The organism is Kineococcus gypseus (assembly GCF_050871305.1).
GTDB lineage: Bacteria > Actinomycetota > Actinomycetes > Actinomycetales > Kineococcaceae > Kineococcus > Kineococcus gypseus.
The window spans coordinates 1-13,600 of sequence record NZ_JBJLRD010000079.1; the positions used below are offsets into that span (position 1 = coordinate 1).

Annotated in this window: 14 protein-coding genes; 8 read left to right on the top strand and 6 right to left on the bottom strand. The window is 77.8% G+C overall.

The genetic code is table 11. The annotated features are described in order from the left end of the window. Positions 1–343 precede the first annotated feature (343 nt). Positions 344–718: a VOC family protein gene (locus ACRYMN_RS19725; protein ID WP_432498881.1), complete on the top strand. Its 375-nt coding sequence runs from the start codon at positions 344–346 to the stop codon at positions 716–718. A 24-nt stretch (positions 719–742) separates the two neighbouring features. Here ACRYMN_RS19725 and ACRYMN_RS19730 read toward each other — a convergent pair whose 3' ends face one another. The 5 genes from ACRYMN_RS19730 to ACRYMN_RS19750 all read right to left on the bottom strand — a co-directional run bounded on the left by ACRYMN_RS19730 (position 743) and on the right by ACRYMN_RS19750 (position 4,889). Further along, entirely contained in the window at positions 743–1,777 is a 1,035-nt protein-coding gene (locus tag ACRYMN_RS19730) for a zinc-dependent alcohol dehydrogenase family protein (RefSeq protein ID WP_432498884.1), read from the bottom strand. Between the two features lies 1 nt (position 1,778). Beyond that, positions 1,779–3,194 (bottom strand): adenylosuccinate lyase, encoded by a 1,416-nt coding sequence (gene purB, locus ACRYMN_RS19735; protein ID WP_432498886.1) that lies wholly within the window; start codon positions 3,192–3,194, stop codon positions 1,779–1,781. Between the two features lie 63 nt (positions 3,195–3,257). Beyond that, positions 3,258–3,458 (bottom strand): hypervirulence associated TUDOR domain-containing protein, encoded by a 201-nt coding sequence (locus ACRYMN_RS19740; protein ID WP_432498888.1) that lies wholly within the window; start codon positions 3,456–3,458, stop codon positions 3,258–3,260. Between the two features lie 73 nt (positions 3,459–3,531). Beyond that, on the bottom strand, positions 3,532–4,113 hold the full coding sequence (locus ACRYMN_RS19745) for an MOSC domain-containing protein (RefSeq protein WP_432498890.1): 582 nt from the start codon (positions 4,111–4,113) through the stop codon (positions 3,532–3,534). Next, the gene (locus tag ACRYMN_RS19750) at positions 4,110–4,889 is read right to left on the bottom strand and encodes a fructosamine kinase family protein (protein ID WP_432498892.1); all 780 of its coding nucleotides are present in this window, start codon (positions 4,887–4,889) and stop codon (positions 4,110–4,112) included. The genes ACRYMN_RS19745 and ACRYMN_RS19750 overlap by 4 nt, the downstream gene beginning before the upstream one ends. Before the next feature lie 151 nt (positions 4,890–5,040). On the opposite strand from ACRYMN_RS19750, the gene ACRYMN_RS19755 reads away from it, so the two are divergent. Beyond that, on the top strand, positions 5,041–5,340 hold the full coding sequence (locus ACRYMN_RS19755) for a hypothetical protein (RefSeq protein ID WP_432498894.1): 300 nt from the start codon (positions 5,041–5,043) through the stop codon (positions 5,338–5,340). Beyond that, the gene (locus ACRYMN_RS19760; protein ID WP_432498897.1) at positions 5,337–6,971 is read left to right on the top strand and encodes a hypothetical protein; all 1,635 of its coding nucleotides are present in this window, start codon (positions 5,337–5,339) and stop codon (positions 6,969–6,971) included. Before ACRYMN_RS19755 ends, ACRYMN_RS19760 begins: the two co-directional genes overlap by 4 nt. A gap of 62 nt (positions 6,972–7,033) precedes the next feature. Here the strand turns inward: ACRYMN_RS19760 and ACRYMN_RS19765 are convergent, their stop codons facing one another. After that, the gene (locus tag ACRYMN_RS19765; RefSeq protein WP_432498900.1) at positions 7,034–7,564 is read right to left on the bottom strand and encodes a flavin reductase family protein; all 531 of its coding nucleotides are present in this window, start codon (positions 7,562–7,564) and stop codon (positions 7,034–7,036) included. Between the two features lie 269 nt (positions 7,565–7,833). On the opposite strand from ACRYMN_RS19765, the gene hisC reads away from it, so the two are divergent. From hisC to ACRYMN_RS19790, 5 genes are all read left to right on the top strand, one after another. Continuing rightward, the gene (gene hisC, locus ACRYMN_RS19770; protein WP_432498902.1) at positions 7,834–8,928 is read left to right on the top strand and encodes a histidinol-phosphate transaminase; all 1,095 of its coding nucleotides are present in this window, start codon (positions 7,834–7,836) and stop codon (positions 8,926–8,928) included. 136 nt (positions 8,929–9,064) lie between these two features. After that, a complete protein-coding gene (pdhA, locus tag ACRYMN_RS19775; RefSeq protein WP_432498904.1) occupies positions 9,065–10,255 on the top strand; it encodes a pyruvate dehydrogenase (acetyl-transferring) E1 component subunit alpha in 1,191 nt (396 codons plus the stop codon). Further along, entirely contained in the window at positions 10,255–11,238 is a 984-nt protein-coding gene (locus ACRYMN_RS19780; RefSeq protein ID WP_432498906.1) for an alpha-ketoacid dehydrogenase subunit beta, read from the top strand. Before pdhA ends, ACRYMN_RS19780 begins: the two co-directional genes overlap by 1 nt. Before the next feature lie 46 nt (positions 11,239–11,284). Continuing rightward, complete coding sequence (locus ACRYMN_RS19785) at positions 11,285–12,586, top strand: dihydrolipoamide acetyltransferase family protein (protein WP_432498909.1); 1,302 nt, start codon at positions 11,285–11,287, stop codon at positions 12,584–12,586. A 63-nt stretch (positions 12,587–12,649) separates the two neighbouring features. After that, positions 12,650–13,405: a ZIP family metal transporter gene (locus tag ACRYMN_RS19790; protein WP_432498911.1), complete on the top strand. Its 756-nt coding sequence runs from the start codon at positions 12,650–12,652 to the stop codon at positions 13,403–13,405. Positions 13,406–13,600: the final 195 nt, after the last annotated feature.

Genomic DNA, 13,600 nt, shown 5'->3' on the forward strand with positions numbered 1-13,600 from the left:
CGCCGATGGTACTGCCCGGGAGACCGGGTGGGAGAGTAGGACACCGCCGGCCACACACCCTCGTGCGCACAGCACACCGAAAGGCCCGCACCCCGCCACGGGGCGCGGGCCTTTCGCGTTCTCCCGGTGCCTGCTCCGCCCCTTCCCGGCCGCCCGGAGCGCTGCTAGCGTCGCGCGCGAGCCCCGGACGGGCGGATGCGCAGGAGGTCACCTCACCCCCGGCCGGCGCAGGGATCGACGACACCACGTCTCCCTCGCGCCCGCGGACACCACGGCGTCGACGCACGTCCGCCGTGCCGCCGGACCGGGTTCCCACCGGGGTTCGACACGGACGGAGTCCACTGTGCCTGCCGCTTTCAACCACACCATCATCGCCGCCGTCGACCGCGAGGAGTCGGCGCGCTTCTACTGCGACCTGATCGAGGCCCGTCCGGCGCCGAGCTGGGGCCCCTTCACCAACCTGGTGCTGCCCGACGGCGTCCTGCTGCAGTTCGCCGAGCCGCCCGTCGACATCCAGGTGCAGCACTACGCGTTCCTCGTCGACGACGCGCTCTTCGACCGCGCTCTCGCGCTCCTGCGGGAGCGCGGCACGACGTTCTGGACCGACCCGCAGCGCACCCGGCCGGGGGAGACGAACACCGAGCACGGCGGCCGGGGGTTCTACGTCATGGACCCCGCCGGGCACGGGATCGAGCTGATCACCCGCCCGCACCTGTGACGGGCGCCATCCCGGCGTCCGCGGTCAGGGCCGCAGCACGGTGACGCCGGCGGTCCCCAGGTGCTCGAGCTCGGCGAGCGCCCGGGGGCCTGCCTCCAGCGGCAGCTCACGGCCGACGAGCCTGTCCAGCGGGAACGCCCCGGAGGTCACCAGGGACAGCAGCCGCGGGTAGTCGTGCGCCGCCATGCCGTGGCTGCCCAGGACCTGCAGCTCCCAGGCGATGACCCGGTCCATCGGCACCGCGGGCCGCCCCGCCGCGGCCGGCAGCAGACCGACCTGCACGTGCCGGCCCCGCCGGCGCAGGCAGCGCACCGACGCCTCGCACGTCACCGCCGAGCCCACCGCGTCGATCGACACGTGGGCGCCACCGCCGGTCAGCTCCGCCACCGCGGCCACGACGTCGCCGGTGGCCGGGTCCACGACGTGCTCGGCGCCGAACTCGCGCGCCAGCGCGCGGGCCGGGGCCGAGACGTCCGTGGCCACCACGCGGGCACCGGCCGCGGCGGCCACCGCGACGGCCGACAGCCCCACACCGCCGCAGCCGTGCACGGCCACGAACTCCCCGGGGCGCACCGCGCCGACGTCGGTGACCGCGCGGAACGCGGTGGCGACCCGGCAGCCCAGCGCCGCGGCCGCGGAGGGGGACAGGTCTCCCGGCAGGCGCACGAGGTTGACGTCGGCGTGGTCGAGGGCGACGAGCTCGGCGAAGGAGCCCCACCCGGTGAAGCCGGGCTGCGTCTGCGCCCTGCACACCTGCTGATGACCGGCGGCGCACTCCGGGCAGGCGCCGCACGCGGTGACGAAGGGCGTCGTCACCCGGTCGCCGGGGCGCCAGGAGCGCACCTCGGCACCGACCGCGACGACCGTGCCCGCCAGTTCGTGGCCGGGCACGTGCGGCAGCACCACGTCCTCGTCGTGGCCCTGCCAGGCGTGCCAGTCGCTGCGGCACACCCCCGTGGCCTCCACCGCGACGACCACGCCGTGCGGGGCGTGCACGGGGTCGGGCACGTCCGCCAGGCGCGCCGGCTCCCCGAACCGCTCGACCAAGACCGCGCGCACCTCAGCGGCGCGGCTCGTCGAGCACGTCCACCAGCGCGGAGGCGTCGCCGGTGTAGTCGCCCGGCGTCAGCAGCGACAGCCGCGCGGTCTCACCCTCGGGCAGGCCCAGGCCGGCGACGAACTCGCGCAGCTTGGCCTGGTCGACCCTGCGCCCGCGGGTGAGCTCCTTGAGGCGCTCGTACGGCTCGGGCAGCCCGTGCACGCGCATCACCGACTGCACCGCCTCGCCGAGCACCTCCCAGGTGGCGTCGAGGTCGGCGGCCAGCGCCTGCGGCACCGCGTCCAGGCCCGCCAGGCCCTTGCGGGCGTTCTCGACCGCCAGCAGCGAGTGGCCGAACGCCACGCCGATGTTGCGCTGCATCGAGGAGTCGGTGAGGTCGCGCTGCAGGCGCGAGGTCGTCAGGGTCTCCTCCAGCACGCGGAACAGCCCGCCGGAGACCTCCAGGTTCGCCTCGGCGTTCTCGAAGCGGATCGGGTTGACCTTGTGCGGCATCGTGGAGGAGCCCACGGTGCCCTGGCCGCGCACCTGCGCGAAGTAGCCGTAGGAGATGTACGTCCACACGTCGGTGCAGAGGTTGTGCAGCACGCGGCCGAAGCGCGCGACGTCGGCGTACAGCTCCGCCTGCCAGTCGTGCGACTCGATCTGCGTGGTCAGCGGGTTCCACGTCAGCCCGAGGGACTCCACGAACGCCTTCGACACCGCCGGCCAGTCGGTGCCCGGCACGGCGGCGCGGTGGGCGGCGTAGGTGCCGGTGGCGCCGTTGAACTTGCCGAGGAACTCCGCGCGCCCCACCCGCGCCAGCTGCCGGCGCATGCGGTGCGCGAGCACGGCGAGCTCCTTGCCCAGCGTGGTGGGCGTGGCCGGCTGGCCGTGGGTGCGGCTGAGCATCGGCAGGTCGCGCAGCTCGTGCGCCATGCGCACGACGTCGTCCGTCAGCGCCGTGGCCGCCGGCAGCCACACCAGGTGCACCGCGTCGCGCACCATGAGCGCGTAGGAGAGGTTGTTGACGTCCTCGCTGGTGCAGAACAGGTGCACCAGCTCGGCGACGTCGGCCAGGGACGTGCCCTCCAGGCGCCGCTTGATCCAGTACTCGACGGCCTTGACGTCGTGGACGGTGACCCGCTCGATCTCTGCGAGCTCGGCGACCGCGGCGGCGTCGAAGCGCAGCGGCAGCGCGCGCAGCAGGGCGATCTCCTCGCCGCTCAGGCGGCGCACGCCCGGCACCACGTCGTGGGTGCCCAGGTGGATGAGCCACTCGACCTCGACGTGCACCCGGCGGCGGTTCAGCGCCGCCTCCGACAGGTGCTCGGCCAGCGGCGCCACGGAGCGGCGGTAGCGCCCGTCCAGCGGGCCCAGCGCCGGTTCTCCGAGGCTGGCGGGTGCGGGGTCCACGGGTGCTGCGGTCACGGGGCCCATGGTCCCACGGCCGCACCCGCCGCCCGTGCCGCCGCGGGCGCGCGGGCCTGCGAGCTGCGGGCCTCAGGCCTTCTCGACCGAGGACTCCTTGTGCGCGGCCTCCTTGCCGGACTTGTCGCTCTCCACCACCACCTGCGGGTCGTCCTTCGAGGCGCGGCGCTGCTTGCCGTCCAGCTCGAAGTCGTCGGTCTCCTTCGAGACCACCTTCCCCGTGGTCTCCCCCTGGGAGGTGTTCCAGCTGACGTGGTCGCCCTTCTTCACCATGGCCCCAGCCTGGGCGGTGCGCGGCCGTCGCGCACCCCGGGGGGCGGGCGTGCGGGGGTGCGGGGGTGCCCGTTCAGGGCAGCGGCGTGCGGCGCAGGACGGCCTCGCCGGCGCGGGCGGGCTCCAGCGGGACGGGGGAGCGCAGCACCGCGGGCCCGCGGGCCAGGCGCCCGTCGCCGAGCGGGGTGCAGCGCAGGCCGCCGCGCCCGCGCAGCGCGCGGTGGGCGCCCGGGGCGACCACCCGGTCCATCCACGCGCACGGGTTCGCCGGCCGGCCGCCGCGGAAGCGCACCGCGCCGGCGGCGGTGACCAGCTCGAACTCGTGCCCGCGCAGCGGGTCCAGCTCCGCGCCGCGCACCACGAGGTTGCGCCTGGCCAGGAGCGGGTCGGGCACGGCCGGCAGCCCCAGCTCGGCGGCGACCGCCTCCCACGCCTCGATCGCCAGGAACGTCACGGCGGCGTCCATGTGCGCGGCCTTGCCAAAGAAGCGGTCACCGCGCAGGCCCTTGCCGGCGACGACCTCGACCTCGTCGAGGTCGTGGGTGGGCACGTCGGCGGCGCCGTCGCGGGGCCGGCCGAAGTAGGCGTGCTCGGGGGAGACGAGCAGGTGCAGCAGCTGCACGGGGTGCTCGAAGACCTGCGCCGGGGCGCTCACAGGGCCAGCACCCGCTCGGCCGCGCGCACCGCCTGCGCGCCGTACCCGCCGCCGAAGAGCGCCGCGTGCACCAGCAGCGGGTGCAGCTGGTGCAGCGGCACCCGCTCGCGCCAGCCGCCGGGGGTGCCGGCCGCCTCGGTGTACGCCTCGAGCACCCGGTCCAGGTGCGGCAGCCCGAACAGCGCCAGCATCGCCAGGTCCGTCTCGGGGTGCCCGCCGTGCGCGGCGCAGTCGACGAGCACCACCCCCGACGGCGACCACAGGACGTTGCCGGACCACAGGTCCCCGTGCAGGCGGGCCGGGCGCTGCCCGCCGGCCACCAGGGCGGGGTCGCCGTCGGCCAGGCGCGCGCAGACCCGCTCGACCACCGCGGCGCCGTCGGCGTCCACGGCGCCGCGCTCGCGCGCGGTGCGCAGGAACGGCTCCAGGCGGCGCAGCGCGTAGAAGGCGCCCCACGGCTCCGGCGCCCGGCTCATCGGCAGCGGCAGCCCGGCGATCCACGCGTCGCCCTCGACGCCCGGCGGCGGGGCGCCGAAGCGCTCCGCGCCGGCGGCGTGGGTGGCGGCCAGGTCGCGCCCGAACGCCTCGGCCGCGGCGGGCGTGGCCGGGACCTCCTCGACGAGGTCGAGCACCAGCGCACCCGCCTCCACCCGCCGCACCCGGCACACCGCCGCGCCCCCCGCCTCGGCCAGCCACGCCAGCCCCGCGGCCTCGGCCGCCAGCGCCGCCGCCGGCGCCGACCCCGCCCGCTTCACGAACTCGCCACCGCGCGCCACGCCCCCATGCTCGCCGGGGACCGCACAGCGCGCGCACCGGGGCCGCCCTCCACAGGGGCGCGTCGGCGCGCCCGGCGCCCCGCGCCGTCCCGCCTAGCGTCCCGGCCGGGACGAGGAGCCCGCCGCTCGCGGCGGGCGGGGAGGAGCGCGGGTGGGACCGGAGCTGGTCGACCAGCGGTTGGGGGCGCTGGCGCGCGAGGCCGCCGGCCTCGGTGCGGACCTGCGCCGGGTGGGGCGGGGCGCGGCCGGCCTCGACGCGCTGCGCTGGAGCGGGACGGGCGCGGCGGCGTTCCGCGCTCGGCTCGGTGAGCTGGTCGACACCGCCGCGGCGGTGGCCGGCGGGTGCGAGGAGGCCGCCGCCCGCCTGGCCGCCCACCGCGCCGCCGTCGCGACCGCCGCCGCTGCGGCCGCTGCCGTCGTGGCGGCCCGGGCCGCGGCGGGTGCCGCGTGAGCGGTGCCGGTGGTGCCGGTGGCGCCGGTGCGGGCGCGCTGGTCGTCGACACCGGCGCCCTGGCCGTGGACCCGGACGAGCTGGACGCCGCCGCCGACGCGCTGGCGCGCTCGGCCGGGGAGGTCGCCGCCACCGGTGCGCGCCTGGCCGCGCTGGCCCTGGACCCGGCGCTGCTGCTGAGCGTGCCGCTGTCCCCGGGCACCGGGGTGCCGGCCGAGCGGGCCCTGGGCGCGCTCGTGCTGGGGCCGGGGGCGGCCGCGCCGCTGGCGGCGCACCTGCTGCTGCTGGCCGGGCAGCTGCGCACCGCGTCCCTGCGCTACCGCGCCGGTGAGCAGGTGGCGACCGCCGCGGTGGCCGCCGCCCGGCGCGCCGCCGCGGAGGTGCTCGTGCAGGCCGCGCCGGCGCTGGGTGCCGCGGCCGCCGGGCTGCTGGCGGCGGACGTGGCCCACCGCGGCGCGCAGGCCGGCGACGAGGTGCTGCGCCGGGCGGTGGCGCAGGTGGCGGCCACCGGTGAGCTCGACGCCCGGCAGCTGCGCGCCGTCGCGGTGCGCGAGGCCACCGCCGCCCGCGAGCGGGTGGCCGCCGACGTGCGCGGTGCCGGGCTGCTGCTGGCGCGCCACCCGTGGCTGGTGCAGGAGGCGGCCGCCACCGCCCCGTCGGTGCTGCGGGCCGCCGCGCGGCGCTCGCCGGTGCTGACCGGCGGGCTGCTCGTCCTGGCGCCGCAGGCGCTGCGCCCGGGCGCCGGCCCCCGGGAGGTCGCCGGGGCCCTCAGCGCCCTGGGGACCGTGGGCCCGCTCTTCCGCGAGACGCCGGTGCGGGTGGTGCCCGTCGCACCGCGCGCGGTGCCGACCCGCCCGCCGCGCGGGGTGGCGGAGGTCCTCGACGGCGTCGCGCACCAGTCCACCGGCTTCGCCCCGCACGGCCCGGCCGGCTCGGTGGGCGGGCGCATGCCCCCGGCGGGGCGGCCGGCGCCGGGCACGGTGCGCCTGGAGCGGGTCACCGCCGCCGACGGCTCGGTCGCCTGGATCGTGCAGGTCCCCGGCACGCAGGACTGGACGCCGCTGCCGCGGGCGGGCGGCACCCCCATGGACCTGACGACGAACCTACGCGCGGTGGCGGGCGAGCCCACCGCCACCGCGGCGCTCGTCGCCGAGGCGATGCGCCGCGCCGGGGTGGGGGCGCACGAGCCCGTGATGCTGGCCGGGCACAGCCAGGGCGGGCTGACGGCCGCGGCCCTGGCCGCCGACGAGGGGTTCACCGCCCGCTACCGCGTCACCCACCTCGTCACGGCCGGCGCACCGGTGGACGGCCTGCCCGTGGCCGGGCACGTGCGGGTGCTCTCGCTGGAGCACACCGGGGACCTCGTGCCCGCCCTGGACGGCAGCGCGGCGCGCGGGTCCGCCGCGCGCACCGTCGTGCGCCGCGACCTGTCCGCCGACCCCCTGCTGGCCGCGGAGGTGGCGCGCGACCCGCTGCTGGCGCACGGCTGGCGCTCCTACCTGGCCACCGCCGCGCTGGTGGACGCCAGCGACGACCCGGCGCTGGTGGAGCACCGCCGCTCGGCCGCCGCCTTCCTCGACGCGCCCGGCGCGCGCGTGGAGGTCCTCGACTACCGCGGCGAGCGGGCGTGAGGGGCCGTGCGTGCACCGCCCGGCCCGCGGTGCGCGCCGGGCGCCGGCTCGCGGGCGCCGGCTCAGGGCGCGGTGCGCGGGCTCAGGGCGCGGAAGGAGGAGGCGTGCCAGACCAGCGGCTCGGTGTCGGGCACCGAGCCCATGGTGTGCACGCGCAGCAGCACGACGTCGTGGTCGCCGGCGGGCACCTCGGAGTGCACGCTGCACTCCAGCCACACCGGTGCGCCGTGCACGAGGTGCGCGCCGCCGGCGGTGGTCGTGGTCTCGATGCCCGCGAAGCGGTCGGCGGCGCGCGAGGCGAGCTGGCGGGCCGCGCTGTCGTGGGCCTCGCCGAGCACGGAGACCCCCAGCAGCGGCGCGGTGCGCAGCCGCGGCCAGCTCGTGGAGGTGTGCTGCACGGCGAAGAGCACCAGCGGGGGGTCCTGCGAGATGCCGACCTGGAAGGAGGAGGCCACGAGCACCACCGGCTCGCCCTCGACGACCGCGGAGATCGCCGCCACGCCGGAGGGGAAGAGCGCGAAGGTCGAGCGCAGGGCGCCGGGGTCGTCCTCGGGGGCGACGAGGCGGGGGGTCGGCGCGGTGGTGTCGGGCACGGGGACCGTCCAGCTTCTCGAGGCGGGTCGTGGTGGTGCGCGGCGCGTGCGCCCGCGCCCGGCGCGTGCGCGTCGGGTCCCGAGGGGCCCGGCGCGCCGTCGCGAGCCGACCGTACTTCGTCGCCGCGCCCGGCGCCCGTGGTGCTGCGGGGTCGGCCCGGAGACGTGCGCGGGGCGGTGCGCGGGGACGTGCACGGGGCGGTGCGTGGGCGGGTGCGAGGAGCGGCGAGCCCGGACCGTGCCGGTGGGGGCGGTCCTAAGCTGGCGCGGTGCCGACCTCCAGCCCCGCTCAGCTCCTCCCGCGGCTGCGGGCCAACCTGGCCCGGGTGCCCGAGTACGTGGCGGGGCGGCCCCCCGCCGTGCGCGAGGGGCTGGAGGTGTTCAAGCTCTCCTCCAACGAGAACCCCTTCCCGCCGCTGCCCAGCGTGCTGACCGCCATCGCGCGCGCGGCCGCGCAGGTCAACCGCTACCCCGACCCCTCGGCGGGGGCGATGCTCGAGGCCGTCGCCTCGCGCTGGGGCGTGCGGCGCGAGCAGCTGGCCGCGGCCACCGGCAGCGTGCGGCTGCTGGCGCAGCTGGTGGAGGTCACCTGCGACCCGGGCGACGAGGTCGTCTTCGCCTGGCGCTCCTTCGAGGCGTACCCCATCGCCGCCGCCGTCGGCGACGCCGTCGCGGTGCAGGTGCCGCTGGCGGCCGGGGCGCGCCACGACCTGCCGGCGATGCTCGCGGCGATCACCGAGCGCACCCGGCTGGTGGTGCTGTGCTCGCCGAACAACCCCACCGGCCCGGCGGTGCGCGCCGGCGAGCTGGAGGCCTTCCTCGCGCAGGTGCCCGGCGACGTGCTCGTGGTGCTCGACGAGGCGTACCGGGAGTTCGTCGACGACCCCGAGGTGCCCGACGGGATCGAGGTGCTGCGCGCGCACCCCAACGTGGTGGTCCTGCGCACCTTCTCCAAGGCGTACGGGCTGGCCGGGCTGCGCGTGGGCGTGGCGGCCGCCCACCCGCAGGTCGCCTCGGCGCTGCGGCGCGCGGCCACGCCCTTCGGGGTGACCGGCATCGCCCAGGCGGCGGTGGTGGCGTCCCTGCAGCACGCGGCCGAGGCGGAGCTGATGGAGCGGGTGGCCGCCCTGGTCGCCGAGCGCCACCGCGTCCTGGACGGCCTGCGCGCGCAGGGCTGGGACGTGCCGGACGCGCAGGGCAACTTCGTGTGGCTGCCCGTGGGCGAGCGCACCGCCGCCCTCGTGGGCGCCTTCGGCGCGGAGGGCCTGTCGGTGCGCGGCTACGGCGCCGACGGCGTGCGCGTGAGCGTCGGCGAGACGGCGGCCAACTCCCGCCTGCTGGACGTGGCCGCCCGCCTGCGCTGAGGCGCGCACCACCCGCCCGGCCGTGTCCTCGCTCGTGCCGGCACCTGCGCTCGCGTAAGGTACGGGGCCGTAAGGTACGCGACCGTAGGTTCAGGCGGGCGCCGGTGGAGCACCGGGGCGGCCGGAGGGGCAGCACGTGACCGACGCAGCGCTCGAGCCGGGCCCGGCCCGCGGCGAGCCGATGGTGCAGCTGCTGGACGCCTCCGGCGAGCGCCGCGAGCACCTTGATTACGACGTCTCCCTCGAGCCCGGCGAGGCGCTGGGCCTGATGCGCGACCTGGTGCTGCTGCGCCGGCTGGACGCCGAGGCCGAGGCGCTGCAGCGCCAGGGCGAGCTGGGGCTGTGGGCGGGCAGCCGCGGGCAGGAGGCCGCGCAGGTCGGCGCCGCGCGGGCCCTGCGCCGGCAGGACCACGTCTTCCCCAGCTACCGCGACCACGGCTTCCTCCTGGCGCGCGGGGTGGACCCGCTGCACGTGCTGAGCCTGTTCCGCGGCGTCGACCACGGCGGCTGGGACCCGGTGGCCCACGGCGTGCACCCGTACACGCTGGTCATCGCCGCGCAGATGCTGCCCGCCGTCGGCTACGCCATGGGCGTGCAGCGCGACGGCGCCGTCGGCAGCGGCGACCCCGAGCGCGACACGGCCGTGGTGGCGTGCTTCGGCGACGGCGCCACCAGCCAGGGCGAGGCCGCCGAGGCGCTGAACTGGGCCGCGGTCTACCACGCCCCGGTCGTCTTCCTGTGCCAGAACAACCAGTGGGCGATCTCCGAGCCGGTCGAGCGGCAGTCGACGGTGCCGCTGCACCGGCGCGCCGAGGGCGCCGGCGTGCCGGGCGTGCGGGTGGACGGCAACGACGTGCTGGCCGTGCTGGCCGTGGTGCGCGCGGCCGCCGAGCGCGCCCGCAGCGGCGGCGGGCCCACCTTCGTGGAGGCCTACACGTACCGCATGGGCGCGCACACCACCGCGGACGACCCGGGCCGCTACCGCGACGCCGCCGAGGTCGACGCCTGGCGCGAGCGCGACCCGATCGACCGCTTCCGCGCCCACCTGCGCGCCACGGGCGTGCTCGACGACGCCGCCGAGCAGCGGCTGGCGGCCGAGTCCGACGAGTTCGCCGCGCGGCTGCGCGCCGGGGTGCGCGAGATGCCCGACCCGCACCCGGCGTCGATGTTCGAGCACGCCTACGCCGAGCCGCACCCGCAGGTGCTGGCCGAGCGCGACGAGTTCCTCGCCGCCTGGGCCCGCCACGAGCAGGACGAGCAGCCGGGGCAGCACGAGCAGCAGAGGCAGCACGCGTCGACCGCACCGACCGCCGGGGGGGACCGCTGATGGAGCGCATGCCGATCGCGAAGGCGATCAACGCGGGCCTGCGGGCCGCGATGGAGCGCGACCCGCGCGTGCTGCTGATGGGCGAGGACATCGGCCGCCTCGGCGGCGTCTTCCGCGTCACCGACGGGCTGCAGAAGGACTTCGGCGAGGACCGCGTGCTGGACACCCCGCTGGCCGAGGCGGGCATCGTCGGCACCGCGCTGGGCATGGCGCTGCGCGGCTACCGGCCGGTGTGCGAGATCCAGTTCAACGGGTTCGTCTACCCCGCCTTCAGCCAGATCGTCACCCAGCTGGCGAAGCTGCGGGCGCGCTCGCGCGGGCGGCTGTCGGTGCCGGTGGTCATCCGGATGCCCGCCGGCGGCGGCATCGGCTCGGTCGAGCACCACTCCGAGAGCCCGGAGGTGCTCTTCGCGCACACCGCCGGGCTGCGGGTGGTCTACCCCTCCACCGCGCACGACGCGTACTGGACGGTGCAGCAGGCCATCGCCTCGGCCGACCCGGTGCTGTTCATGGAGCCGGAGCGCCGCTACTGGGAGAAGGGCGACGTCGACACCGCCCTGGCCCCCGGCGAGGTCACCCCGCTGCACCGCGCGCGGGTGCTGCGCCCGGGCACCGACGCCACCCTCGTGGCGTACGGGCCCACGGTGCGCTTGGCGCTGGACGCCGCCGCCGCGGCCGCCGAGGACGGCACGCAGCTGGAGGTGGTGGACCTGCGCTCGATCTCCCCGCTGGACGTGGACACCGTCGTGGAGTCGGTGCGGCGCACCGGCCGCCTGGTCGTCGTGCAGGAGGCGCCGGTCTTCCACGGCGCGGGCGCCGAGATCGCCGCGCAGGTCACCGAGCGCTGCTTCTACTCCCTGGAGGCGCCGGTGAAGCGGGTGGGCGGCTACCACCTGCCGTACCCGGCGGCGCGCGTGGAGGAGCACTACCTGCCCAGCGTGGACCGCGTGCTGGACGCCGTGGAGCAGGCGCTCGCCGCCTGAGGCGCGCCCGCCCAGACCGAACCCGAGACCGACCCGAAGGGGACCTGTGCACCAGCGGTTCGCCCTGCCCGACGTGGGCGAGGGCCTCACCGAGGCCGAGATCGTCTCGTGGAAGGTGCGCGCCGGCGACAGCGTCGCCGTCAACGACGTCCTCGTGGAGATCGAGACCGCGAAGTCGCTCGTGGAGCTGCCCAGCCCCTACGCCGGCACCGTGCTCGAGCTGCTCGCCGAGGAGGGCAGCACCGTCGAGGTCGGCACGGACATCGTCGTCGTCGGCGACGGCGCCCCGGCCGCCGGCACCGCCGCGGCGCCGCCCGCCGCAGCGGTGGAGCGGGAGGCGCCGGAGGAGGGGTCCGGGGCGACGCTCGTCGGCTACGGCACCCGCGAGGCCGCCCCGCGCCGCCGCGGCGCCGCGCGGCCCGCCGCCCAGCCCACCGCCCAGCCCGCCGCCGAGCCCGCCCCGCAGCCCGCCGCGCGCGCCGGCCACGTGCTCGCCAAGCCCCCGGTGCGCAAGCTCGCGCGCGACCTCGGCGTCGACCTCGCCGCCGCGGTGCCCACCGGCCCCGGCGGCACCGTCACCCGCGCCGACGTGCTGGCCCTGGTGCCCAGCGCGCCCGAGGAGCCGGGGCGGCGCGTGGACCGCCGCGAGCGCGAGCGGCACGTGCCGATCCGCGGGGTGCGCAAGGCCACGGCCGCGGCGATGGTCGAGAGCGCGTTCTCCGCCCCGCACGTCACCGTGTTCACCACCGTCGACGCCACCCGCACGATGAAGCTGGTGCAGCGGCTGAAGACCGACCCGGAGTTCGCCGACGTGCGCGTCTCGCCGCTGCTGCTGGTGGCCAAGGCGCTGCTGGTGGCGGTGCGCCGCAACCCGGACATCAACGCCACCTGGGACGAGGAGAACCAGGTCATCGTGGTGAAGAACTACGTGAACCTGGGCATCGCCGTGGCCACCCCGCGCGGGCTGCTGGTGCCGAACGTCAAGGACGCCGACGAGATGACCCTCAAGGAGTTGGCCGTCGCCCTGAACGGGCTGGCCGCCACCGCGCGCGCCGGCCGGGCGCAGCCGCGCGACCTGGCCGAGGGCACCATCACCGTCACGAACGTGGGCACCTTCGGCATCGAGGCGGGCACCCCGATCCTCAACCCGGGCGAGGCCGCCATCCTGGCCGTCGGCCGGATCGCCCAGAAGCCGTGGGTGCACAAGGGGAAGGTGAAGCCGCGCTACCTGGCCACCCTGAGCCTGTCGTTCGACCACCGCATGCTCGACGGGGAGAGCGGCTCGCGCGCCCTGGCCGACGTCGCCGCCGTCCTGGAGGACCCCGCCCGCGCCCTCACCTGGAGCTGAGCGGGTTTCGCCCCGCACCGCGCGGGTAGGTGCCCCTCCCGAGGGTCGACGAGGGGAGCCGGGGTGCCGGGCTGGCTGGAAGCGGGGGCGTGGGGGCTGCTGGGCGGCGCCGCGCTGGTGGTGGGGGCGGCGGTCGCCTGGTTCGTGACGGTGCCCTCGAAGGTGGTCGCCGCGGTGATGGCGTTCGGCGCGGGCGTGCTCATCTCCGCGCTGGCCTTCGACCTGGCGCTGGAGGCCGCCGAGACCGGCGGCCTGGCGGTGACGGCGGTCAGCTTCCTGGCCGGGGCGCTGCTGTACGTGGCGGCCAACGCGGTGCTGGCCCGGCACGGCGCCCGGCACCGCAAGCGCTCCGGCGCCCAGCAGCCCTCGGAGTCCGAGCAGGGCGGCAGCGGCGCGGCCATCGCGGTCGGTGCCCTGCTCGACGGCGTGCCGGAGTCGGTGGTGCTCGGCGTGGGCCTGCTCGGCGGCGGCGGGGTGAGCACGGCGGTGGTCGCGGCGGTGTTCATCTCCAACGTGCCCGAGGGCCTCTCGAGCGTTGCGGGCATGAAGCGCGCCGGGCGCAGCGCCGGGTACGTCTTCGGCGTCTGGGTCGGCATCGCGCTGGTCAGCGCGCTGGCGGCCGCCGTGGGCTACGCCGCCCTGGGCGGTGCCTCCCCGCAGGTCGTCGCCGCCATCACGGCGCTGGCCGCCGGCGCCATCCTCACCATGATCGCCGACACGATGATCCCCGAGGCGTTCGAGCGCACCCAGGTCTACACCGGCCTGATCGCCACGCTGGGCTTCCTCGTCGCCTTCACGATCAGCCGCCTGGGGGCCTGAACCCGGCGCCCGGCGGGCGGTCCCGGGGGTGGAGGCGGCCGGGGGTGGCCGCCGGGTGCTGGAGGTCCACGACGGCGGGGGGGGGGGGGGGGGGGGGGGGGGGGGGGGGGGGGGGGGGGGGGGGGGGGGGGGGGGGGGGGGGGGGGGGGGGGGGGGGGGGGGGGGGGGGGGGGGGGGGGGGGGGGGGGGGGGGGG

Bases quoted from the DNA above. Each gene is read 5' to 3' on its own strand.
- purB (WP_432498886.1), bottom strand. From the start codon at position 3,194: ATGGGCCCCGTGACCGCAGCACCCGTGGACCCCGCACCCGCCAGCCTC.
- ACRYMN_RS19740 (WP_432498888.1), bottom strand. From the start codon at position 3,458: ATGGTGAAGAAGGGCGACCACGTCAGCTGGAACACCTCCCAGGGGGAG.
- ACRYMN_RS19780 (WP_432498906.1), top strand. From the start codon at position 10,255: ATGGAGCGCATGCCGATCGCGAAGGCGATCAACGCGGGCCTGCGGGCC.